The sequence below is a fragment of the Janthinobacterium foliorum genome, from assembly GCF_978021625.1.
Genome location: NZ_CDXDQE010000014.1, coordinates 22,772 through 46,963 on the forward strand (window position 1 = coordinate 22,772; position 24,192 = coordinate 46,963).

Genomic DNA, 24,192 nt, shown 5'->3' on the forward strand with positions numbered 1-24,192 from the left:
TGCAACGCTCAATTGTGTGTCAAAAAGACCACAACTTGCAAAGCCGCAACTGAGTTTTCCCAGCACAAATTCGACGCCAGGATAACTGATAATGATTCTCATTTATAATTGCGATTCCTTCTGCTGCCCTTCCTTGCGCCTTGACAATGCCTTCTCCGCCGCCTTCCCCCGCCGACGCTTGCTGGCAACGGCCGCTGGCCACGCCTAGACTGGCGCCGGGGTGCCGGGCCCCTGTTCTTCACGGACACCACCCACGGCATCGGGTACGACGCGGCGGGAATGCCACCGGCGCCGGGCGCACAAACGGCTATCAATGGCAAAGCGGCGCCGCGGCGCCAGCCGGTCTGAACACCATGCGCTACAGTACTGGCGATTGATTGCAGAAAACAGGAGCATCGCTTGCACGACGACCACTGGCAGGGCAGCTTATGGCTGGCGCCGGACTTTGCCATCTTGCATGGGGCAGCCGGCGCCACCGCCCGCCATGCCCACTATGCGCACCAGCTGATGCTGAGCACGGGCGCCCCGTTCACGGTGGAGCTGGACGGCGCCGTCCACACGGCGCGGCGCCTGCTCGTCGAGAGCCTGCGCCCGCATGCCATCCTGGCGGCGCCCGCGTCCATGCTGACCATCTATGCGGAACCGCAGCGCTTCGGCGCGGCGGGCCTGCTGGCGGCGCTGGACAGCCTACCCGCCCCCGCGCCGGACACCTTGGCCGCCGCACTGCAAGCCCAGCCTGTGCTGCCCCTGCCCGACGCGCGCCTGCAGCGGGCGCTGGACCAGCTCGACGCTTTACTCTCCGGCAAGGTCAGCGCGCTGGCCGTGGCCGGGGCGGCGCATTTGTCGCTGAGCCAGCTGGAGCGATTGTTCAGCGCCCGGCTCGGGCTGCCCGTGCGCCGCCTGGTGCTGTGGCGCCGCCTGCGCCTGGCCATCCGTTTCATTTTGCTCGGCAGCACCTTGACGGATGCCGCCCACGGCGCCGGCTTTGCCGATGCCGCGCATTTCTCGCGCACCATGCGCAGCCTGTTCGGCGTGCGCGCCGACCGCAGCCTGCGCCAGCTCACTGTCGAGCTGATCGATTGACGGGCGCGCGCAAGCCGGCCGGCGGCTCGGGCGCGCGCACGCCCTCTTCCGCGCGGAACGGTTCGCGCAATTGCGCCCCGTATCCGACGGGGTAGTCGGGACGGCTGCCGATGCCCAGGTCATCGCCCGTCATGCGGTAGCGGGGCGCGTCGAAGCGCGTGCCCAGCATGCGGTCCCAGCACGTAAAGAACAGGCCGAAGTTGACGTCGCCGGCCGTGCCGTACTTCATGTGGTGGAAACGGTGCAGGGGCGCCCAGGCAAACACGTGGCGCAGCGGTCCCATGCGCATATCGACATTCGCATGCTGCAACAGCAGCTGGATGGCCACGGCAAACGCCAGCACGCCCATGACGTGCTCCGGTATGCCCAGCAGCAGCAAGGGCAGCATGCCGCCCGCCGCTTCCAGCAGCAAATGCAAGGGATGCTTCATCCAGCCATTGAAGCCATACAGGCGCTGCACGCTATGGTGCACGGCATGCAGTTTCCACAGAAAATAATAACGGTGACTCAGGTAATGCACGAGGGTGATGCCGCAGTCGGCAATGACGACGGGCAGCAGCAGCTGGCCCCAGAACGGCAGCTGGACGGGCCAGAACGGCCCCAGCGCCAGGCGTCCCGCCAGCAGAGGGAAAATGGCCAGGCCCAGCAGGTACAGCGTTTCATTGACGAGCGCGTGCGCGATGTCGCGCGCGCCGTCGCCATGCGCGTGGTTCCACGCACCGTCATACGGCAGGTAGCGCTCGGCCAGAAAAGAAGCAAGCAGGGCCAGCAGCAACAGCGGCGGCAGAACCCAGAGAGCATAGTGGCAGGACGCCACCAGCACGGCGGCGGCGCCGATGAAGCCGGCCCAGAAGACGGGGCCGTACAGCGCGGCAAAGAGGGATTTCATGGCAGGATGCTCCTGTGGCAAAAACCACAGCATGGCCCCGCACCCTGCCGCGCCGCTTGAAGAAACGGCGCAAACTGCCTAGTTGGCAGCCGGTTTCACGGCCTTGCGCGCAGCGTACTGCTGGTAGCCATTGGCGCGCAGGGCGCAAGCCGGACAAGTGCCGCAGCCATAGCCCCAGTCGTGCAGTTCGCCCCGCTCGCCCAGGTAGCAGGTATGCGTGCCGCTGCGGATCAGGTCGACCAGCGGCTGGCCGCCCAGGTCTTCCGCCAGGTCCCAGCTTTGCGCCTTGTCCAGCCACATCAGCGGCGTTTCCAGTTTCAAGCGCGTGTTCATGCCCAGGTTCAAGGCCACTTGCAGCGCCTTCATCGTGTCGTCGCGGCAATCCGGATAGCCGGAGAAATCCGTCTCGCACATGCCGCCCACCAGCACCGTCAGGCCGCGGCGGTAGGCGACGGTGGCAGCCACCGTCATGAAGAGCAAGTTGCGTCCCGGCACGAAGGTGTTCGGCAAACCGTTTTCCTGCATGACGATCTCGACGTTCTGCGTCATCGCCGTGTCGGAAATGGCGGAAATCAGCGACAGGTCTATCATGTGGTCAGGGCCGAGGCGGCTGTCCCACTCGGGCGACTGGCGGCGCATCTGTTCCAGCACGCCGGGACGCACCGTCAACTCGATCGCATGGCGCTGGCCATAGTCAAAGCCAATCGTTTCCACGCGGCTATAGTGCTTCAGGGCCCAGGCCAGGCAGGTGGTGGAATCTTGCCCCCCGCTAAAGAGCACCAGTGCAGTATCAGTTGCTAGCATAATTTCTTTCTTTTCAGTTTTATTCTGTTGTTGAGTGCGCTGGGAAACGAGATTCTGTGCGCTAATAATACTTATTCGTCCGCCATCAATTTACCTATTCCGGTAACATGCAGTCAGCATTTACTCATCTGGAGCACCATGTTTTCTGCACGACCTATACGGCACACAGCCGCCGGCAAGGCGCTACGACCACGAATTTTGGCACAAGTGGTGGTAAAAGTAATGGGTCAACTGACACTGGCCGCCGCCGGCAGTGCCATCCTGGTCTTCCCCATCGCCCACGCCAACGCCCAAGAAGCCACGCAAGACGCCGCCGCGGACAGCCCTGCCGGCACGGAAGCGGCACCGGCCCCGCTGCAATACGAGGTCAAGGTGAACGCGCCGGGCGACCTCGATGAGTTGCTTGAAAAGAACCTGGACCTGGAACGCTTCCGCGGCAATCCGCGCATGGACCGCGAACAATTGCAGCGCCTCGTGCGCGATACGCCGGAGCAGGCCAAGAACCTCGTGGCCACGGCCGGCTACTACACGCCCACCGTCACCGTGCGCGTCGATACGACGGGCGCCAGGCCCGTCGTCATCGTCGACGTCGAACCGGGCGAACCGGTGACGGTCGACAAGGTCGAGCTGGAATTGCGCGGCTTCGACCCCACGCCGCCACTGGCCGCCAGCGAGCCCTACGACACGGAAGCGCTGAAGCGCAACTGGGCCCTGAAGACGGGCAGCGTGTTCCGCCAGGCCGAATGGGAATCGGCCAAGCGCGCCCTGCTGCGCGAAGTGGTGCAGACGCGCTACCCGCGCGCCCAGCTGGTCGATACGCAAGCCGTGGTCAACCCGGAAACGCACAAGGTATCCCTGCTGGTGGTGCTCGACAGCGGCCCCGAGCTGCGCTTTGGCGAACTGCGCATCGAAGGCTTGAAACGCTACGATGAAAGCATCATCCGCAACCTGGACAAGATCAGCCCGGGCGACTACTACAGCGAATCGGCGCTGCAATCGTTCCAGGCGCGCCTGCAGGACACGGGGTATTTTGCCAGCGTGGAAGTGAGCGCCGACATGAGCAGCATCCTCAGCGAACAGATCGAGGCGGGCCAGGAAAGCCAGGCGGCGGAAACGGAAGGCGCCGCCCCCGTGGCCAAGCCCGTCAACCGGGGTCCCGCGCCGCAGCTGCCGCTGGTGGTGCGCGTGACGGAAAACAAGCAGCAAAACGTCAGCGCCGGTCTCGGTTTCAGTACGAATACGGGGAATCGTGCCCAGCTCAACTATGACAACCTGAACGTGTGGGGCACGCGCTTCAAGAGCGCCATCACCATGGAAACGAAGAAACAGGCGGCGCACGCCAACTTCTATTTCCCGACGACGGCGCGCGGCTACAACGACAGCGCGGGCGCCTCGTTCGAGCGCAGCGACATTTCAAATGAAATCACGGCCGTCTCGACCGTCTCGGTGAAACGCAACTGGGGCGGCACCAATCTGGAGCGCAGCCTGACGTTCGAGTTCCTCAGCGAAGACAAGACCGTCGTGGGCCTGGAACAGACGCGCAGCAAGAGCTTGCCGCTGACCTACGCCATCACCAAGCGCGACCTCGACAGCCTGCTCTTCCCCACCAAGGGCTATGTCATCAATGCGCAAGTGGGCGGCGCGCTGCTGCCCGTGCTGACGGACGAGCGCTTCGTGCGCGTGGCCGGCAAGATGGTGTATTACCGTCCGCTGGGCGAAAAAGGCGAGCTGATCCTGCGCGGCGAAATGGGCGCGCTGGGCTCGAAGGAAAAACGCGGCGTGCCCGCCGTCTACCTGTTCCGCGCGGGCGGCGACCAGTCGGTGCGCGGCTATGGCTACCAGGAACTGGGCGTGAAGGAAGGCGACGCCACCGTCGGCGGACGCTACATGCTCACCGGCAGCGCCGAATACCAGTACTGGTTCAAGCCGAAATGGGCGATCGCCGCCTTCTATGACGCGGGTAACTCGGCCGACACGGTCAAGGCGGCGATGACGCCGAAATCCGGCTATGGCCTGGGCGGACGCTACAAGAGCCCCGTCGGCCCCATCAACGTCGACGTGGCATATGGCCATGCCGTTCACAAATTCCGTCTGCACTTCTCTCTGGGATTCACTTTCTGATGTCCGATATTACTACCGAGTCCCCCAACGCCGCCGCGCCGCCACCGGCGCCGCCGGCGAAACCACCGCGCCGCTGGCTGCGCTACCTGCTGATCGCCGTCGCCAGCCTGGCCGTGCTGCTGGGCGCCGCCTTCTGGTTCCTGGGCCGCGAATCGACCTTGCAATTGCTGGTGCAAAAAATTTCCAGCGCCAGCGGCGGCGAGATCGAAGTGACGGGCGTGTCCGGCTCGCTGTACAACCGCATGCACCTGGGCCACGTCAGCTACCGCAGCAAGACGCAGCACATCACGGCCGACAACATCGACATCAACTGGTCGCCCTTCCAGTTCTTCTCGGAAGGCATTGCCATCAGCGAACTGCACGTGGCCAGCCTGGCCGTGGAAAGCCTGGCCCCGTCCGATGAACCATCGAGCATGCCCGCCAGCCTGGCGTCGCCGTTCAAGGTGGGCATCAGCGATGCGCGCCTGGACAAGGTCACTTTGATCAGCCCTGGCGGCAACACGGTATTTGAAAAAATCCACTTCACCCTGTCGGGCGACAAGACGCAATGGCAACTGCAGGACGCCTCGGCCCTGACGCCCTTCGGCCAGGCCACGGCCAGCGCAACGATTGCCGCCACGCAGCCATTCAAGCTGGCGGGCAAGGCGGGCCTGACGCAGGTGACGCCACCGGCCGGCGAAAAACCTGCCGCCTTGACTCTGCAGCTGGGCGGCGACCTGAACCTGCTCAACGTCACGGCCAAGGGCAGCGCGGGCGCCGCCACGGCCGACGCGCAACTGGCGCTGGCGCCGTTCGACCCCATCATGATCCTGCGTTCGGCCAGCATCCGTGGCCGCAACATCAATCCAGGCAAGTTTGACGCGACCCTGCCGCAGGCCGACCTGAGCCTGGAACTGGACGCCGCCATCGATACGCGGCCCTCGGCGCAAAGCGTGTCGGGCAAGCTGGCGATCCTCAACCACGCCACGCCCGGTCCCATCGACCAGCAAAAACTGCCGCTGCGCCAGTTCGAGGCGCGCCTGGGCGGCACCCTGACGGCCACTACCCTGGAATCGGCCCTCATCGATTTCGGCAACGCGGGCAAGTTCACGGGCAGCGGCAAGGTGGACCGCGATGCGGCCGACGCGCCCATCGGCAAGGCGCAGGTCACCCTGCACACGGACAAGATCGACTTGCAGCACATCTACAGCAGCATCAACAGCACGAAAATCGCGGGCGACATCATGCTCGACAGCGACGGCAAGACGCAGACCCTGCGCGCCAAGCTGGGCGAAGCCAAGCTGCGCCTGGACGTGGAAGCCACCCTGGCCGATTCACTGGTGCAATTGCGCAAGGCCACCTTGCAAGCAGGCAAAAGCAACGTGAATGCGACGGGCCAGATCAGCCTGAAGGATGCGCAGGAATTCAAGGCCGTGGCCAACGCCAGCCGCTTGAACCCGGCCGACTTCGGCGCCTTCCCCGTGGCGGACCTGAACCTCGACGTGCGCGCCAGCGGCCATGTGGCACCCCAATGGCTGGCGAATGCGGACTTCACCGTACGCCCCAGCAAGCTGCTCGACCAGCCCTTGTCCGGCAAGGGCAAGCTGACGGCCGACGCGGCCCACTTCAGCGGCATCGACGTGCAGCTGGCGCTGGGCAAGAACAACGTCACGGCCAAGGGCAACTTTGGCGGGGCCGGTGAAAAGCTGAACTGGAATGTCGATGCGCGGCAACTGTCCGCCTTGCAGGGTGACTTGCTGGGCACGCTGCTGGCCAGCGGCGTGGTACAGGGCACCTTGCAGCAGCCGCGCACGACCTTCGTGGCCGATGCCAAGGGATTGGGCCTCGCCAGCGGCAAGCGCCCCGCGGCGGACAGCGCAATCCACGCCAGCGGCGAAGTGGGCCTGACGGGGCCGAAGCAGGAAGCGGCACTGAAGGTGGCGGGCTCCCTGCAAAAGATCAACCCGGCCGCCTTCGGTGCGGCCTTACCTAACGGCAACGTCAATGCGGATTTCACCGGCAGCGGCCGCCTGACGAGCGACTGGCAAGTGGCCCTGAACCTGGGCTTGCGCGAATCGACGCTGCAAAACGCGCCACTGGCCGGCTACGCCAAGCTGTCGGCCACTGCCAAGCGCATCGACAGCGTGGATACGGAACTGCGCCTGGGGCCGAACAGCCTGCAAGCGAAGGGCGCCCTGGGCGGCGCCACCGACAAGCTGACGTGGAAACTCGATGCGCCGCAGCTGTCCACCCTCGGTCCCCGCTTCGCCGGCGTGCTGCAGGCGTCGGGTGCCGTTTCCGGCAAGATGGACGCGCCGGCCGCGCAGCTGAGCCTTGATGGCCGTGACCTGACCTTCTTTGGCGACCAGCAATTGAAATCCATCAAAGGCAGCGCCAGCGTGGGCGCCGGCCAGGGCGCGCTCGACCCCATGGTCAGCAGCCTGGAGATCGCCGGCTACAGCACGCCCACCTTCAAGCTGGGCAGCGCGCGCCTGAGCACCTCCGGCACGCGCGGCAGCCACACGGTGAACCTGGCGGCGCGCAATGACGATTTCGATGCCAGCGTGCAAATCAAGGGCAGCCAGAGCGGCGCCAGCTGGACAGGCACCATCGACAGCCTGCAAAACAAGGGCCGCTATGCGCTGGTGCTGCAGGCGCCCGTGCCCGTCAAGGTGGCGGGCGCAGCCGGCAGCGGCGTGGCGGGCCTGGGCCAGCCTGAACAGATCAGCGTGGGCAACACCGTCATCAAGCTGCCTGCGGGCAGCATCACCATGCAAAGCCTCGTCAAGAACGGTCCCCGCTGGACCAGTTCCGGCCAGGCGGCCGGCGTGGCGCTAACCTACCTGGCGCAGGTGATTCCGTCGCTGCAGGCGAACGCGCGCAGCGACCTGACCCTGGGCGCGCAATGGTCGCTCGACATGCAGGTGCCGACGGCGAAACAGAAGGACCCGGCCCTGGCAGGCATGCTGCACATCTACCGCGAAAAAGGCGACGTGACGGTGGGCGTGGAACAGCCGCTGGCGCTGGGCCTGCGCACCCTCGATGCGCGCATCGACGTGGCCAACCAGCAATTGCGCCTGGCCGTGAAACTGGACGGCGCGCGCGCGGGCCAGAGCGATATCAACGCCACCGTGCAAATGCTGGGCGGACGCATCAGCAACGACAGCGCCCTCACGCTGACGGGCACCACCAATGTCGATTCGCTGGCATGGCTGGCCCCGCTGACGGGCCAGCCTGGGCTGGAACTGGGCGGCGCCCTGAAGGTGGCCCTGTCCGGCAGCGGCACCATCGGCGCGCCGCAATTGAATGGCGACATCAACGGCAGCAAGCTGCTGGTGAACTGGGCCGACCAGGGCTTGAAATTGCGCAATGGCGTGCTGCAAGCCAAGCTGGCCGGCGACCAGCTGCAATTGCAGCGCCTGAGCTTTGACGGCGGCGACGGCAAGGTGCAGGCCGACGGCTGGGTGCGCTTTGCGAATGGCGAAGCGAGCCTGGAGCTGAAACTGATGGCCGACCGCCTGCAGGCGCTGTCGCGCCCCGACCGCACCCTGGTCCTGTCGGGCAACAGCACCCTGGTGCGCAACGACAAGCGCTTCAGCTTCGAGGGCAAGTTCAAGGCCAACCGCGCCCTGATCGAACTGGCGCCGCAGGATACGCCCACGCAAAGCAACGACGTGGTGGTGCTGGGCAAGGAGGTCAAGGGCAGCAAGGAAGCACCATCCCTGCCCCTGAATATCGACCTGGAATTTGACCTGGGCAACGCCTTCCACCTGCGCGGCATGGGCCTCGATGCGGACCTGGCGGGCAGCGTGCGCGCGCGCGTCATCAACCGCGCCGCGCCGCGCGTGACGGGCAGCATCCGCGTGTCCAACGGCCAGTATGCTGCCTATGGGCAAAAACTCGCCATCGAACGGGGCCTGATCGCCTTCACGGGCGCCTACGACAATCCGTCCCTGAATATCCTGGCCGTGCGCAAGCGTCCGGAAGGCGAAGCCCTGTCGGAAACGAACGTGGAAGCGGGCGTGGAAGTGCGCGGCACGGCCCAGGCGCCGACGGCCAAGCTGGTCTCCACGCCCACCGTCTCGGACAGCGACAAGCTGGCATGGCTGATCCTCGGCCACGGCGCGGAATCGGCGGCCGGCGATGAAATGGCCTTGCTCACCACGGCGGCGGGCGCCCTCTTCGGCGGCTCCGGCGGCGGCTTGCAGGGCAAGCTGGCCAATTCGCTGGGCCTCGATGAAGTGGGCCTGTCGCAGGCGCAGGGGCTGGAAAGCACGGTCGTCACCGTCGGCAAGCGCCTGTCCTCGCGCGCCTACCTGACGTTCGAACAGGGCACGAGCACGGCCACGAGCCTGGTGAAACTGCGCTACAAGCTGAACCGCCGCATCACCCTGCAGTTCCAGACGGGCACCAACAATGCGCTGGACGTGTTGTACACCTGGGCATTTGATTAGGGTTTCCGTTACTGAGCTTAGCGGCGCTGGGCAGATTGCAGTACATGCATGACTAGGCAGCTTTGTTTAGCATGAACTGCAATTTGCGCTTATTCTGGTCGAATGTGTAGATCGCCGTCAACGGTACGGCCGTTACCAACAATCCGGCCAAGACGGCACTCAGTTGGCGGTCGAAAGTCTTCAGTAGCGGCACCGCCATGATGGCTTTGCTGACGACATGGCTGACATAAACACCCACAACCGCAGACGCGGTGCCCGCCAAGATGATGCCGATACTGTCCAGCTTGTTGGCATCGCTGCTCGCCAGAATGCGCACGCACCGCACCACGCTCAGTGTCGATTCGCGGATCATCGCAAGCACGAAGGCCGGCATCCGCACGATAAACGAGATGAGAATCTGCGGAATGACACTGAGCGCGCCAGCCACACCAGACTCGATCCCTAATTCTTTCGCGCGCGCCCATATTTGGCGCTCCTCAAAGCGCTGTTCCAGACGCAGCCGTATCCTTTCCATTGCATCCTTATTGTTCTGCAGCCAGCCATCGGCATTGACCAACTTGCCCTTGGCGGCAAAATCGCGGATCTCGTCGACGAAGATGTCTATGGTCTCGACCACAATCAGGCCGACGACCTGCTGAACTGCCATCGCAGCCCCGCTCTTGACCACCGTCGATCCAATCTCAACTGCCGCATCAAGCCGGTGTGCGTTGCGCTGCGCATTGGCGCGCGCATATGCTTCCTCGATGTCCGCTTTATTCAGCGCGACCACTTTTCCTGTTCTCTTGATTGTCACATACACCATATCGCCTTCGTCACGACCTTCCTTGGCAACGTGCTCCAGCAAATCTTTTGCGCCCAGGCTGCTATTGAACGAGCTATCTGCGAAAACCAGATTGTCCTTCGAATTAATGACGTCGATCATCTGCTCGTCGGTGGTCCCCATACGGATCAAGAGGTCGTCGAAATACTGTTTTTTGGCGATAACATGTTCAACATCGGCGTCGCTGACAAACAGCGGCCTAGCCTTGTCATAGCCATTTTCAACTGTGGCGAGCATACCGTCGCAGGCTGTCGCCTTTGCGCGGATATCGGACATCGCCGCATAGTTCTCGTGCGTACCCAGGCCTGGCGAGCGGTTCTTGAAATCCAAGTAAGCCTCCGACAAGTTGTGGTACTTGTCCGCACTATGCTGGTCGATGCCGTGTATGAGTCCGCCCAGACCAAACGACGCCACGGCGCGGCGGATTGCTTCCTTCTTGCATTGCAAGAAGATGTCGTCCACGGTATCGGCAGGCACAGGAAGACGCTGGCGCACGTCGTCCACCATCTGCATGGTCGACTTGTCGACTTCGAACGTGCTGCGAAAGTATTCAAAAACCTTTTCCTGACTGAGGTCTTTATAGTGCTGGAACGTTTCCTGATAGAACTCGACCTTTTTCAACTGCGTATAATCAAAGTTACGCGCATCCTCGGCGGCCGACACATACGCATTGGAGGCCGCTTCGCGGGCGGTCTCGTAAGCGACCTGTGTCGCTTCCAGCGTCCGCTCACCTGCCTCGATAATCGTCTCTCTCGCGCTTGTCAACGTTTCCGCCACATTCACGCTTTTTACCTTTTCCGTGACCAGTGCCGCAGTGTCACTGACACTTGATCTGGCACTAGCGACCGTCCCCGCAAAATCCACGCCCTGAATCGAATCGCCGACCTTTGCGGCTACTTCCGTCATGGCATCTTTCATTGCCCCAAAAGATAACTTTTTGTCGAAAAATCCCACTAGTTTCCCGCCTTCCGAAATGTTCAGTATTTACACGCAAATATTTCCATATGGAAATATTGATATTATTCCATATGAAACAGTCATGTTGTTGTTTTACTGAAATTTTTTGGTCGATGCTGAATAGCAATGGGAGGTGTGCGACATGTGTTCCCGCGTTCCCGCCCCAAGATATCTGCATAGCGGGATTGTCACTGTGTGGCTGCAGCATGGCTAACCGCCAACGACAAAGGGCGCTGCGGCGCCCTTTTTCTTGATCTGCCGCAAAGGCGGCCTTACTCGGCCACGTCGAGGCCCCGCTCGATCATGCCTTCGACATAGGCGCGCAGGTATTGTTCCAGCGCGGGGCCGGACAGCACATTGGCCGTCAGCGCGCCGTGGGGCGAGCCCTTCAGCACGCCGTCGTGGTACACGCGCGCGATCCAGGCCACGTCGGTGCCCGGGGTATAGTCGAGCTCATAATCGAATGTTTCACCGCTGACTTTGCGTGTGTAGACTTCCTTGACAATTGCCATCTAAAACAGCCTTTCTTGACGAGATTAACTGGGGTGCGGGTGCGGCACGGGATCATCCTGCGGCACCGGGTGCACGGGCCCCGGGTGGTGGCCCGGCGCCTGTTGCGGCTCCGGCGCCGGCATGGGTTCATCGACAGGCGCCGGGTCGGGCGCGCGGTGGGCTTCAACGGCGAACGTGGTCATGGCTGGCCTCCCTGCGGACAAAGGAAGACCATACCACGAGATGCGCGCCGCTGGCCCCGGCAATGCCCTTATTTGCCGGCCGGCTTGACGTCAGGGGCCGGCGTCGGGGCATTCTTCACATATTTCTCCAGCCAGTTGTTGCTTTCATACAGCATCTGCATGATCGACTCACGCGCGCGGTAAGCGTGGCTTTCGTTCGGCAGCATCACCAGGCGCGCCGTGCCACCCAGGCCTTTGACGGCCTGGAACATGCGTTCGCTCTGAATGGGGAAGGTGCCCGAGTTGTTGTCCTGCTCGCCATGGATCAGCAGCAGCGCATCCTTGATCCTGTCCGCATAATTGAATGGCGACATGGCCTGGTAGACGGCGGGCGCCTGCCAGAACGAGCGCTCTTCCGCCTGGAAGCCGAACGGCGTGAGGGTGCGGTTATAGGCGCCGCTGCGGGCGATGCCGGCGCGGAACAGCCGCGTGTGCGCCAGCAGGTTGCCCGTCATGAAGGCGCCATACGAGTGGCCGCCGATGGCGATGCGGTTGCGGTCGGCAACGCCGCGGCGCACCACTTCCTCGACGGCCGCCTCGGCATCGGCCACCAGCTGCGGCAGATACGTGTCGTTCGCTTCCTGCTCGCCGTTGCCGACGATGGGAAACGATGGATTGTCGAGCACGGCGTAACCCATGGATAGAAAGGCCGCCGGGCCCCAGTAGCTGACGGCATTGAATTTGTACGGCGAGCCCTTGGTCTGGCTGGCGGCGCTGGCCGTCTTGAATTCCTGCGGGTAGGCCCACATCAGCGTCGGCAGCGGGCCGTCGCGCTGCACGTCATGGTTCGGCGGCAGCATCAGGGTCGCCGTCAGGTCGATGCCGTCGGCGCGCTTGTAGCGGATCAGCTCTTTCTGCACGTCCTTCAGCTGCGGCAGCGGATGGGGAAAGTGCGTGAGGGCCGTCAGTTGCGCGGCGCCCTGCTGCTTCAGGTTGCGCACATAATAATTCGGCTGCTCGGTCGGCGATTCGCGCGTGGACAGCAGGCGGCTGCCCTCCTCGTCCAGCACGGCCACCACGTTTTCATAATAAGGCGCGGCGCTCTGGAACAGCCGCTCCTTCTTTTTCGTCGCCAGGTCGAGGCGGTCGATGAAGGGACGGTCGCCTTCGGCGGAAGCGCCCTGGCCATCGAGCAGGATGGAATGATCCAGCGCGATCAGCAGGCGCGGCAAGCCGGCCGCGTCCGCGCGCAGGACGGGCTGGCCCGGATCGTTGTAGCGGTCTTCGAACGATCCAGCATACACGAGGTCGGCCGGAGTGGCGGGCTGGTCAGCGGCGTGATCAGGGTATATCCGCCAGTGCTTGATGGCGCGCGTCTTGTACCACGCTTCGCTGAGCAGGGCCAGGTCGCCGCGGCCCCAGGCCACGCCCGCATAGCGCGAACCGAGCCGGGCCAGCACGGCCGGCTTGCTGGTAAACGGCGCCGCCTGCGTGTAGACGATGTCACGGATATCGGCAGCCTTGGCCGGGTCGCCGCCGTCCTGCGCCTCGGCCCAGACGAGGGTGGCGGGCGCATCGACCCGCCAGCTGACGGCACGCACGCCGGCGGAAACGGCGTCGTTGCCTGGCGGCAGCCCTTCCTCCAGCGGCAGGGTCGCCACCGCATGCAGCACCTTGCCGCTCAGGTCGCGCACGTCGATCCGGTGGCCAAAGTCGGACGCCGGCACGAGGTAGGAATACGGACGCAGGATGCTCGTCGTCAGCAGATGCTTGCCATCGGGCGAGGCCGATGCGCGCGAGAACTGGCCAGGCTGGCCCACCAGGCGCTGCTTGCCCGCCACGTCCAGCAGGGCCAGCTGCACGGTGATGTAGTGTTCGAACAGCTGCGCGTCCTGCGCGTTTTTCAGCAGGTCCGGATAGGTGCGCAATTGCTTGACGCCGCCACCGGGCACGCTGTCCTGGATCGCCGGTCCCGTCGGCACGCCGCTGGCCACGGGCGCCGCGCCCAGCTTGGCCGGCTTCAGCTGCACCAGCAGGGTCTTGCTGTCCGGCAGCCAGGAAAAGCCGCGGCCATATACGGTCGACAGGGGCGCGCTGCCCAGCTTGCGCGCCGCTTTCGTCTGCACGTCGAGCAGCCACAGCTCCACGCCCGATGCCGTCTCGCCCCTGGCAGGATCGGCAAAAGCGATGTGGGTGAATGCCAGGTAGCGCTGGTCCGGCGACCAGGCCAGGTCGGCGATGCGCGGCGCGGCGGGCAAGCCGCTGACCTTGATTTCCTGCTGCGTGTCGATATCGAGCAAGCCCAGTCCCGTATAGAAACTGAAGCGGCTGGCCGAGTACGTGCGCGGATTGATGCGCAGGCCCGCCAGCTTCAGTTCCGGCTGCGCCACTTCGCTGATGCTGGGCAAGGATGGCGTGGGCAGCACGGCGGCCAGGTTGCGCTTCGGACTCAGGCTCAGCGTCGGCGCGCGCGGCGCATCGACGATGGCTTGCAGGGGTGCCGGCGGCAACTGGTAGCCACCGTCTTGCGCCATGGCCAAAGGCGACGACGCCATCAGGCCAACGGTGATGGGCAGCAGGGGAAAACGTGTAGACATGGCACTCCAGGGAGATAAATGGGCAGCAAGGACTGGCGGCACCGTGCCGCGCATGGCGGTACCGGGTGACAGGCCATAGTGCTTTCACGCCATGTAAATGTCAATAAGCAACTTTTGCCATCGGCCCGCCACGCCCTTGCCGCCATCTGGCTTACAATCGCTGTTTTCCCCGTCCCTGAATGCCTACATGGAAACCACTACCCTTGCCCTGCTGTTCCTGGTCCCGCTGCTGGTCTGGCGCATCTATTCGCGCCTGAAGAAACTGGTGGCGCGCCAGAAATCGCAGCTGTGGCGCCACTGGACGGTGGCCATCGGCTTCCCCGCCCTGCTGCTGTTCCTGGCGACGACGACGAAATTCGAACTCTTGCCCCTGTCCAGCCTGGGCGCAGGCGCGCTGGCCGGTGGCTGGCTGGGCGTGCTGGGCCTGAAGCTGACGCGCTTCGAGCACGTCGGCAAGGATTTTTTCTTTACCCAGCACCGCTACCTGGGCCTGGCCATCACCATGCTGTTCATCGCCCGATTGCTGTATCGCGGCATGGAAATCTACCTGAACACGCGCCTCGACGTGCCCGTGCCGCCGCCGCCGTTCGGCCAGAGCGCGCTGACCATGGCCGCCTATGGGCTTGTCATCGGCTACTACGCCGTGTACGCCTGGGGACTGGTGCGCTGGCGCCAGCGCAACAAGCCGCTGCAAACGCCGGACTAGTCAAGCCAGCTCGTCAATAGTACTGGCACAAGCCCGTACACGTCGTCACCGCCAGCGCCTGGCGGATCGTCGCCAGCGCCGGCGCCAGGGCGGGATCTAGATCCTGGTCCGCGTCGGCAAGGCTGCCCAGCAGGCGCTCGCGCAAGGGCGGCGCCATCAGATTGGCATTCGCCGTGGCATGCTGCGCTGCCGCTGCCAGCATCACTTTCTTCTGCGCCACGTTCCAGAACGGCACCTGCACGAACTGCACCACATTCGCAAACATGGTGCCCGACCCTTTGCTGAATGCGCGGGCGCGCATGCGCTCGGCACCGCTCACGTCCTGCGGCGGCTGAGCATGGAACTCGGCTTCCATCAAGCCGGTCAAATGCGCATGGCAATGCACGCCGAAGGCAAACAGGGCAGCCATTTCATCGCCGTAATCGGCCAGGTTCTGCGTCACCTGTGCCTTGCGCGCCTGTTGCAGCTCGGCGCCGGACAAGGGCAGCGGCCGGTTCAGGCCGTAGGTGTAATACGCCTTGCCCAGATTGGTCGCCCGTTCGCACAGCGCCACGCTCTGGTCCATGTCCTGCAGGGCGGCCACGGGCGCCTGGAACAGGTGCGGGGCATCCGTTAGCTGGGCAAACAGTGCCGCCACTTCGGGGTCGCCCAGGCGCGGCAAGCCGCCCTGCGGCGTCGCCTTGTCCATCAGCGCTTCCAGCTGGCCGCTGGCGTGCTGGAAATCGGCATAGCTGTCGGCCCGGGCGGCGGGCGCGGCAAGCAGCGCGCCCAGGAACAGGATACGCAGGCGGCGGTGCAGAGCGGCTGTTGGCAAGGTCATGTCTTTCTATTTCGTCAAAAGGTAGTGCGTGCGCAGCGCCGGCGCCTCGCCCGTATTCTCGCTGCCATCCTCGACATTGCCGAAGTAGACATTCAAATCCTGCTGCGGACGGAAATGGCGCAGCTTGACTTGCAAGGTGGTGGGATTGATCTTGGTAAACGTGCCGGGGAAACACAGGCTGATCAGTTCGTCCGGCTTGCCCTTGACCAGGTTCAAGGTAAAGTCTTCGATGCCATTCTTCCACGTATTGCCCGTCTTCAGGATATACGAGACCCACTTGGCATTGACGAAACCGCCCTCGCCCTGCTGGGCCGCCAGCCGGTTCCACGTCTTGTAGAAGGCCGTGTCGCCACAGTATTTCTTTTCAAAGTCGTTGCCTTCGCCCAAGTAGGAGGCACCGGGGCCGGCCGCCACGAACGGCGCATACTGGTGGCGCACGCGCACCGTTTTACCTGCCGGGAATTTCTGCCGCCACTGGTAGACCACCGTCACGGACCAGGCCGGCACCCATTCTTCGTCTTCGGACAGCTTGGCCAGCAAGCCTTCGGCGATCATGGCTTTTTTCTGCGCGGCAGTCAGGGCCGCCACCTTTTTTTCAAACGGGCTGAACGAGGGGAAATACGCGACTTGGGCATCCGACAGGCCCAGCTGCGCCAGGCGCGCCGTCACGTCACGGCCGTCGAGCTTGGCGGCCAGCACGGTCTGGTAATCCTTGCGCTTGCCGTCGACCTCGATCGAGAACTGCCGCGGCTGGCCATAGTACGTGGGCGACTGGTGGTAGCCGGCCTGGTAGGGGGGCAGCGGGAAGATGATGGTCTCTTCCACGTCGCTGGGCGATTCGTTGAGAAACTCATACTCGACCTTGATCAAGTCCGTGCTGACCGTCAGCACTTCCTTTTTCATGGCCACGGCGTCAGTCTTGCCGACGATGATGCCGCCGGCACTGACGGAGCCGATGCCGTCATTGGCCATGGCAGGCACCGGGTACGCCAAGGCCAGCGCCAGCGCGGCCGGCAGCAGCAAGGGGCGCATCACGCCACCTTGCCCGACACGGGATCGACCCGGCGCTGCAGCACGAAAATCGGTTGCGCCCATTGCGTATCCTTCTTTTTCTTACTGGTGATCAAGGTCAGTTCCGACGGGTCGTAGACGTCCGTATTGTGCGTCAGCGGGGTCGTCATCAGGTACTGCGCTTCCGTGTTCTTCAGGAATTCGCCGACCAGTTGAATATTGCGGATATCCAAATGGGCAAACGGTTCGTCGATGAAGACGAAGCCGCCGGAACCATCTTCCGATTTCAGCAGGCCGATCAGGAGCACCAGCGACTTCATCACCTGCTGGCCGCCCGACGCTTCGCCATCGTTCATGCCGATGACGCCCTTGCCGTCGAACTTGAAGCGCACGTGCAAGCCCGCCTGCGACAGCTGCACGTCGTCGTTTTCCAGGCGCACGGGGTCGGCATGCACTTCGATGCCGGCCAGTTCGCCCAGCTCCTTGATGTTCTTGCTGTAGGTCTTGATGGTGTAGCGCAAGCGTTCCATGTAGGCGCCACGCGCATTGCCCGTCGCCTCGATGGCGCGGTTGTTCTGGTAGCGACGCTCGTCCGTTTCCGACTGACGGCCATGCAGCTGGTCCGACAAACGGTGGTGCTGGTCGATGACGGTGGCGTCCAGCTCCCAGTCGTCGCGCGCCAGGCTGCTTTGCAGGCTGGCCACGCGCAAGTCGACCTGGTGCGCATTCTGGTGTTCGGCGACGAGCGCCGCGCGGCGCCCCGGCCTGCGCCAGCTTTTCGGCAAATGACGCCAGGCGCGGCGCAGGGCCAGCAAGGCGCGCGCGTGCTCGGCGCGCTGTTCAATTTGCTTCTTGTAGCCCAGGCGCGACCCCGCTTCCGCTTCCGACAGGGCCAGGCGCGCGTTTTGCCACACGGTATCGGCACGCGTGCGCGCCACGGTGGCGTTCTTCGTCAGGTTTTGCAATTCGCCCAGGCGGCCGCCCACTTCCAGTCGCTCTTCCTTGAGCGGCTTGGAGTTGCGCAGCGCTTCGGCGAATTCTTCCTGGCGCGCACTGAGTTCCTTGGCCGCGTCAACGCCGGCGATGCGCGCCTTCAAGGCGCCCACTTCGGCCGCCAGCTTCGAAATGGCCAGGGTCAGGGTATCTTCCTGCCCTTCCAGGCCAGGCAGCGAGCGCAGCAGCGCCTCCAGGCGGCCGCTGCGGCCAGCCTGGCCGAAGCGGTAGCGCGACGCTTCCACGAACAGCGAGCGGCCGCCGCGGCGTTCGCGGTGGTAGGCCTCGGGCGTGATCCACTCCTCGTGGTTGCCTAGCTTGAAGCCTGCCTCGACGGAGTCAACTCTGGAAATGCGCGACAATTGCTCGATCAGCCAGCTGGGCACGGGCGCGGAAAATTTCACCACCGCCAGCAGGCTTTCATCTTTCGCGCTAGGTGCCGTGACCAGGTCGGGCACGATGAAGTGGCGATAGCGTTCCTTTTCCGCCAGGCGGTAGGCGGCAGCCGCATCCTTGGCCTTGTCCAGCAAGACCACCGAGGCGTAGCCGCCCAGCACGCCTTCGACGGCGCCCTGCCAGCGGCTGTCCGTCACTTCGACGATGTCCGACAGCATGGCGTGGGCAATGCCCGCGTCACGCAGCGCGCGGCGCATGCCGCGCACATTGTCCGGCTCAGGCATGGCCGTCTTGCCTTGCAGTGCGGCAATCGTTGCCTGCTCGGCCGCGATGCGCGCCGCCAGGGCGTCGCGCTGCTGGCGCTGCTGCAGCAATTGCGCTTCCTTCTGTTCCAGCTGGGCCGCCACTTCGGCGATATCGCTGCCGGAATCGGCCGCCAGCTTCTGCAAGCGGTCCTTCTGTTCCAGCAGGCTGTCGAGCGGCTTCAGCTTGGCGTTGATCAGGGACAAGCGGCTCTGCAAGCCGATCGATTCCTGCTCCAGCAACGTCTCGTTCATCTGCGCGTCGGACAGGGCCTTCGCTTGCGACGCCAGCGCATTGCGTTTATCGGTCAGCTGCTGGTCCGCCTGCGCCATGGGCTTGCGCGCATCGCGCAGCTGGCGGCTGGCCGTGGCGGCTTTTTCGCGCGCCTCGTGGTACTGCAGGCTGGGCAGCACTTCTTCCAGCAGGTTGCGGCGCTCTTTATGCAGCCCTTCCCACTGGTGGTAATTGGCCACGCGCAGGCGCAAGCCTTCCAGGTTGGTCTTCGACGCTTCCAGTTCCGTCTCGAAACGTTTCAGCTCCACTTCCGTGTCGCGCTGGTGGCGCTTGGCTTCGTCGTAGGCGTCCAGCACTTCCTTGTCGCCGAACACCTGGAACACCAGGTCGAGCAGCTGGCGCGGCGCGTATTCGCACAATTTGTCCGTCTCGCCCTGCTCCAGCGCCAGCACTTTCGACATGGCGGGCGACAGGCCCGCATTGGCCAGGCGCTTGCGGTAGTTTTCCACGCCCAGCCAGTCATTCGCGTCGGCGATATCCTCGATCTGTACATTGCCCGGACGCATCAGATACTGGCGCTTCCAGTCGCCGCCATTCTTCTGGATCTGGCAAAACAGGGTCACTTCATCGTCGCTGAAGAAGCCGGAACTGCGGAACGGGCGGTTCGACAGCTGCTTGCCCACGTTCTTGTTGTCGACCACGGCGCGCAGCCAGGCCGTCTGCTGGCCCGAGTGGCGCGCATAGTGCTTGTAGGTGCGCCCCATCGAGCAATCGAGGCCGAACAGGGTGCGCAAGGCGTCGAGCAAGGTGGTCTTGCCCGAGCCATTCTGCCCCGCGATGGTGATGATCTTCGCGTCGAGCGGAATATTCTTGATGCGCTGCCAGTAATCCCAGTGCACCAGTTCAAGTGATTTGATATGAAACATGGGTACTTTCAGTGAGGGAGGTCGGGCGCGGCGGCATCGCCGGCATCGCCGGCGTCCGGCAGGTCGCCGATGTCGGCGGACAGGTCGGCATCAGGATCGACGGCCACCAGGCGCGCAGGCGCCCGCTTGAACACGTCGGCCAGGGCGCCATTGATGATGCGCTCCTTCAGCACGTCCGTGTCCATCATCAGGTCGAGCAGCGGGCCTTCCAGGATGTAGTCGCCGCGGCGTTCGATGAAGCCCAGCTTGGCCAGGGTGCCCAGGTTCATGTCCATGCGCGTCTTCTTGCCCAGCTTGTCGCCGAAGTCGGCCAGCAGCGCCTTGTAGGCGATGCCGATCGACGCGTCTTCCGCGCGCGGCAGCGGTTTTTCCGTGCCGAACATGTCGTTCTGGTCGTCGTCCGCATGCTGGTGGGTTTCCTGGCGTTCGCGCTTGGGCAGGATGATCTGCGCCCACAGCACCACCAGCAAGGCCACGCCATCGCGGGCCAGGCCAAAATTATTGTTTTGCCACACATCGCGGGCGCCGAAAATCTTCGGCTCGATGGTGCGCGTCAGGGCCAGGGTGACATGGTCGGCGTACACGTTGTCGAGCAGTTTCAGGCCGCAGGCCAGCAATCGCGCATCGATCTCGGCGCGGAACAGCTCGTCGGACAGCACGCGCTTGACGAGCTTGTCGTCGCGGCGCAGGGTTTGATGCGTGAGCAGGCGCGCAATCAGGATTTGGGAATCGTCATTCATCAAAGGTGGCGCCATCTAAATCAAGTGAAACATTCAGTGAAAGCGAGGCGATCGACATGGCCGCCACGTGGGGGTCGGCCAGCTGGACCATCTCGTCGGTCGGTGTAAAGGTGATCGGCAAACGGGCCAGTTCGGCCGTCGATCCCTGCAAGCTCGCTTCGGACACATCGCCCAGCAGCGGCAGCATGGAGGCGCGGTAGGAAGCCACGGCAAAGCTGGCCGGCAGCAGCGAGTCCTGCACGGGCACGGATTTCGGCCCCTCTTCGCCGATGCTGGGGAAATTGCCCAGGCTGGCGAAATTCGACAGGCGGTCCAGGAGGTCATCGAGTTCAAGCTGCATGGCGGGTCCGTCGCTGATGGTGGTGGGCGCGTCCTCGCCGCTGGGCAGGCCCGTGTTGATGACACCTGCCGCCCGCTCGGACAGCAGTTCCGTTTCGGCCACGTCGATCATCTCGGCCGGCGTGGAGAACAGGGGCACGACGGGCTGGTCGATGGCGCCTTCGGCCAGGCTGGCCAGGTCGTCATGCAGCAGCAGCCAGCGCTTGATGTCCGTGGTCGACAGGCCCGACTGGCCCAGGTGCACCCGCTGGCGCTCGATCTGGTTCAGGGCGCGCGAAAACATGCCTTGCATGTTCAGCAACTTGCTCTGCGCGCGGCCGATCGCCTGCGCCGCCTTGTGCGTGGCGCTGTCCGCGTTTTCATCGGAAGTGATGGCCACGAGGATCTCGGAACCCTTCTCGACCCAGTCGCACGCCATGTTCCACTTCGCCTGCGCCGTGCGCAAACGGAATTCGGAACCGGAGGCGATGGCGTCGGAGAATTCTTCCGTCAAGTCCACCAGGCGCCCCAGCAAATGCTGGAGTTGCTCGACCGACACGCCGCCGACGGCTTGCGCGCCCGCCACCTGCGACAGCAAAAAGCCCATTTCGGCCTCGTCTTCCGTCTGGCCCAGGCCCAGCAGGCTGTCGATGGCGGACAGCACATTGCGCGCCATGGGCGTGACGCGGTACACGCCCTGCTGCGCATCCCAGGCCAGCAGCTGGTTCGAGCGCAGGCGCAGCAAGACGGTTTCCAGGCTTTCCGGCAACAGGTACGCCAGTTTCGTGTTGATATCGGCGCGCGTATACGCAGACGTGGCCGCATCGGCGGCCAGCTCGCGCAACACCAGCAGACGCACTAGCACGCCATCGAAACCGCCGTGGAACAGGGCCGTAAACACTTGCAGCAAGGGCTGCGCCCGCTTCAAATGGAATACCTGCTCGATCTCGTCGGCCGAAATATTCGGCTGGAAATGCGCCTGCAAGGAATCGTGATGCTCTTGCTCTGTCTGATTTGCATCCGTAGCCACGGCTGCACTTGCCATTATATCAATCATTCTATTCCGGATGAGTGTTCAGCGGGCGGCGCTGCGGGCTAACGCGGCGCTGCGGGGCGGGGGCGTCAGTATATCAGTTCTGACATGCAATTTTGCGCGTGGCAGGGGGCAAGCGGGCAGCCAGGCTGCCGAGTGTTGTATTGACGGAAACCCCAATGCCGAAAGCAGGCCAGTTCCTGCGGAATCGTGATGCGCCCACTGGGCGCATCCCCCCTGCGGGTCTGCCCCCGGCATTGGCTGGCCGGGTTAGGCAATGCAGAGAATGGGCATCCAATCAGATAGCAGGCACTTACTTCTTGACGATCTTCTGCAAGGTTTGCTCCACATAGTCGCCGCCATCCGCATCGGCGAACGTGACCTTCACGGGATACCATTCCAGCGACGGCGCCAGCCACAGATCCACTTGCTGCCCCTTCTTGTCCGGCGGCGGCGCCTTGACCAGGTGGATGGCGGCCACTTCGCCCATGCCCGTGGTCACGGACTCTTCCTTGACGACCTTGAAGACCCACGGCTCGGCATCATGCGCGCCGGCGACAAAAAAGGCCCATTCCGAGCCGGGGACGAATTTCTCGGGCGCGGCGCGCGCCACGCTGGCCAGTTGCCAGACGGCGCTGTTGCGGTCCTGTTCGCCGCCTTTCAGCGGATACGTTTCATCGCCTTCGCCAAAGACGATGGTCTTGCTGTCGCGCTTGAAGGTGGTCGTGACGGCATCCTTGCGGAAGCGCTTTTCCACGAACTGCGCGGGCGCCAGGCCGTAATCGTCGACCGTGCCTTCGCTGCGCTGCTCGAGGATCTTGCCGAACAGGGCCGCCTTGGTTTCGGCCAGCAGCGAATACTTGCCGTCGCCCACACGCCAGTTGCTGACGGATTCGCCGGACAGGCCGATGCCGCGCTGCTTGGCCTTGATGGAATACACCAGATCAGCCGATGGCGCCAGCTTGTACGGGCGCTTGATGACGGGATGCTCCACGGGCGCGTCGGCCATGGCGGGAGTCAGGGTGGCAGCCAGCACGCCGGCGGCCAGCAAGTGTTTCAAGGTAGTCAGAGTAGTCATTTATTTTCCTGTAGCGTCATTGACGGAGATCTTGGTGACGGTTTGCGTGGTCAAAGCCCCGCTCGCCTCGGTATTGCGTATTTGTACCGGATACCACTGCATGGATGGCGCCAGCCAGATATCGAGTTGCGACGAATACGTGCCCGGCTTGGGCGGGCGACGCAGATGCCACGTCACCAGGCGGCCCATTTTCGTGTCCAGCTCTTCCTCGCCCACCAGCTGGAAGCGGAACACGGTCGCTTCCTTTTCCTCGCCGACGAGGATATCGATATTGCCCGCCAGCTGGTTGACGTCGGCGCGCCCGATGGCGGCCAGCTGGAACGGCACGCTGGCCTTGTCCTGCGCCCCCTCCTGCCAGGGCGCCGTGGACGTCGTGGCCGAAAACGTGATGACCTTGCCATCGCGGTTGAAATGCGTGGCCGTTTGTGCCCGGCCCTTGCGTTTCTCCGTGGCCGTGACGGGCACGATGCCCGCGCCATCGATCACGCCCTCGCTGGTCAGCACCAGTAAGTTGATGCGCGTGATCAGCATGCTCAAGCCCACCTCCAGTTTCAGCTGGTAGGTATCGCCCCGGTTATCCCACGCCATGGCGGCCACGCCCTGCCACTTGGTGCCGTCCGCATCGCGCCGGTCCACGTGCAGGTCGAACTGGGCCGACGCGGGCGCATTCGTCTTGTAATGCCGCGCCTGCTCCACCACGGGCGGCGGCGGCGGCGCCGGCGCCGGCGCGGGCGGCGCCACTTCGGCCGGTGCCGGTGCCGTGATGGCGGGTGCGCCCGCCGCTGGCGCTGCCGGCGTGGCCGGCCCTTCCGGCGCATCGCTGGCCGGCGCCGTCAGCACGGGCGCATCGCTCGACGGCAATGCCGTCGGCGGCGGCGGTGGCGGCAGCCTGGGCTTGGGCACGGGCGGCTCGGGCGGTGGCGGTGGCGGTGGCGGCTTGGGCGCCTCGGCGATCAAGGCCATGCTGACCACGTGCGTGCCATCCTGTGCCAGCGGCACCATGCTGGCCCGCGAAGTGAGCCATTCCAGCGCCACGTAATGCAAGGCGCCAATCACCGCGACGCAGACGACGGTGCGGCGACGTGGTGAGGAGAAGAAGGAAGCGGGCATCATGAGGCGTAGTGTAACGCTTTCGCCCCCTTCCCTGCTTCTTGCCCGTGCTCAACTTCTGATGTTTTATGTAAGAAAATGTTCGTGCCCTTGCGTCAGTTGCAAGCTGATATCTGCTACGCTAGGCCTATCCATCTACCAGGAGA

At 64.0% G+C, this 24,192-nt stretch carries 17 protein-coding genes; 4 read left to right on the forward strand and 13 right to left on the reverse strand.

The window, feature by feature from the left end; translation table 11 throughout:
- Positions 1-399: 399 nt before the first annotated feature.
- Positions 400-1,083 carry a helix-turn-helix domain-containing protein gene (locus tag ACZ92H_RS23645; RefSeq protein WP_465051321.1) on the forward strand — a complete coding sequence of 228 codons (684 nt, stop codon included), beginning with the start codon at positions 400-402 and terminating at the stop codon, positions 1,081-1,083.
- On the opposite strand, the gene ACZ92H_RS23650 is transcribed toward ACZ92H_RS23645, so the two are convergent.
- Together ACZ92H_RS23650 and queC are read right to left on the reverse strand one after the other, a co-directional pair.
- Positions 1,061-1,972, reverse strand: a complete 912-nt coding sequence (locus tag ACZ92H_RS23650) for a sterol desaturase family protein (RefSeq protein WP_465051320.1) — start codon at positions 1,970-1,972, stop codon at positions 1,061-1,063. The genes ACZ92H_RS23645 and ACZ92H_RS23650 overlap by 23 nt on opposite strands.
- Positions 1,973-2,050: 78 nt before the next feature.
- On the reverse strand, positions 2,051-2,776 hold the full coding sequence (gene queC, locus ACZ92H_RS23655) for a 7-cyano-7-deazaguanine synthase QueC (protein WP_465051319.1): 726 nt from the start codon (positions 2,774-2,776) through the stop codon (positions 2,051-2,053).
- 222 nt (positions 2,777-2,998) lie between these two features.
- Here queC and ACZ92H_RS23660 point away from each other — a divergent pair, with 222 nt between their 5' ends.
- Both ACZ92H_RS23660 and ACZ92H_RS23665 read left to right on the forward strand, forming a co-directional pair.
- Positions 2,999-4,897 (forward strand): autotransporter assembly complex protein TamA, encoded by a 1,899-nt coding sequence (locus ACZ92H_RS23660; protein WP_465051318.1) that lies wholly within the window; start codon positions 2,999-3,001, stop codon positions 4,895-4,897.
- Positions 4,897-9,330 (forward strand): translocation/assembly module TamB domain-containing protein, encoded by a 4,434-nt coding sequence (locus ACZ92H_RS23665; protein ID WP_465051317.1) that lies wholly within the window; start codon positions 4,897-4,899, stop codon positions 9,328-9,330. Before ACZ92H_RS23660 ends, ACZ92H_RS23665 begins: the two co-directional genes overlap by 1 nt.
- 52 nt (positions 9,331-9,382) lie before the next feature.
- Here ACZ92H_RS23665 and ACZ92H_RS23670 read toward each other — a convergent pair whose 3' ends face one another.
- From ACZ92H_RS23670 to ACZ92H_RS23685, 4 genes are all read right to left on the reverse strand, one after another.
- Positions 9,383-11,056 (reverse strand): hypothetical protein, encoded by a 1,674-nt coding sequence (locus ACZ92H_RS23670; protein WP_465051316.1) that lies wholly within the window; start codon positions 11,054-11,056, stop codon positions 9,383-9,385.
- Between the two features lie 323 nt (positions 11,057-11,379).
- Positions 11,380-11,619 carry a hypothetical protein gene (locus ACZ92H_RS23675; protein ID WP_092801751.1) on the reverse strand — a complete coding sequence of 80 codons (240 nt, stop codon included), beginning with the start codon at positions 11,617-11,619 and terminating at the stop codon, positions 11,380-11,382.
- Between the two features lie 24 nt (positions 11,620-11,643).
- Positions 11,644-11,802, reverse strand: coding sequence for a hypothetical protein (locus ACZ92H_RS23680; RefSeq protein WP_465051315.1), 159 nt, complete (start codon positions 11,800-11,802; stop codon positions 11,644-11,646).
- 68 nt (positions 11,803-11,870) lie between these two features.
- Complete coding sequence (locus ACZ92H_RS23685; RefSeq protein ID WP_465051314.1) at positions 11,871-14,378, reverse strand: alpha/beta hydrolase family protein; 2,508 nt, start codon at positions 14,376-14,378, stop codon at positions 11,871-11,873.
- 187 nt (positions 14,379-14,565) lie between these two features.
- On the opposite strand from ACZ92H_RS23685, the gene ACZ92H_RS23690 reads away from it, so the two are divergent.
- Complete coding sequence (locus ACZ92H_RS23690; protein WP_465051313.1) at positions 14,566-15,084, forward strand: CcdC protein domain-containing protein; 519 nt, start codon at positions 14,566-14,568, stop codon at positions 15,082-15,084.
- Between the two features lie 13 nt (positions 15,085-15,097).
- Here the strand turns inward: ACZ92H_RS23690 and ACZ92H_RS23695 are convergent, their stop codons facing one another.
- The 7 genes from ACZ92H_RS23695 to ACZ92H_RS23725 form a co-directional block, all read right to left on the reverse strand.
- On the reverse strand, positions 15,098-15,904 hold the full coding sequence (locus tag ACZ92H_RS23695) for a hypothetical protein (RefSeq protein ID WP_465051312.1): 807 nt from the start codon (positions 15,902-15,904) through the stop codon (positions 15,098-15,100).
- 6 nt (positions 15,905-15,910) lie between these two features.
- The gene (locus tag ACZ92H_RS23700) at positions 15,911-16,936 is read right to left on the reverse strand and encodes a DUF4424 family protein (RefSeq protein WP_465051311.1); all 1,026 of its coding nucleotides are present in this window, start codon (positions 16,934-16,936) and stop codon (positions 15,911-15,913) included.
- Entirely contained in the window at positions 16,936-19,767 is a 2,832-nt protein-coding gene (locus tag ACZ92H_RS23705; RefSeq protein WP_131375817.1) for an ATP-binding protein, read from the reverse strand. Before ACZ92H_RS23705 ends, ACZ92H_RS23700 begins: the two co-directional genes overlap by 1 nt.
- A gap of 8 nt (positions 19,768-19,775) precedes the next feature.
- A complete protein-coding gene (locus tag ACZ92H_RS23710; protein ID WP_131375815.1) occupies positions 19,776-20,507 on the reverse strand; it encodes a hypothetical protein in 732 nt (243 codons plus the stop codon).
- On the reverse strand, positions 20,500-21,870 hold the full coding sequence (locus ACZ92H_RS23715; protein WP_131375813.1) for a hypothetical protein: 1,371 nt from the start codon (positions 21,868-21,870) through the stop codon (positions 20,500-20,502). The genes ACZ92H_RS23710 and ACZ92H_RS23715 overlap by 8 nt, the downstream gene beginning before the upstream one ends.
- A gap of 301 nt (positions 21,871-22,171) precedes the next feature.
- Positions 22,172-22,936: a DUF3108 domain-containing protein gene (locus tag ACZ92H_RS23720; RefSeq protein ID WP_131375811.1), complete on the reverse strand. Its 765-nt coding sequence runs from the start codon at positions 22,934-22,936 to the stop codon at positions 22,172-22,174.
- Positions 22,937-24,049 carry a DUF3108 domain-containing protein gene (locus tag ACZ92H_RS23725; RefSeq protein ID WP_465051310.1) on the reverse strand — a complete coding sequence of 371 codons (1,113 nt, stop codon included), beginning with the start codon at positions 24,047-24,049 and terminating at the stop codon, positions 22,937-22,939.
- Positions 24,050-24,192: the final 143 nt, after the last annotated feature.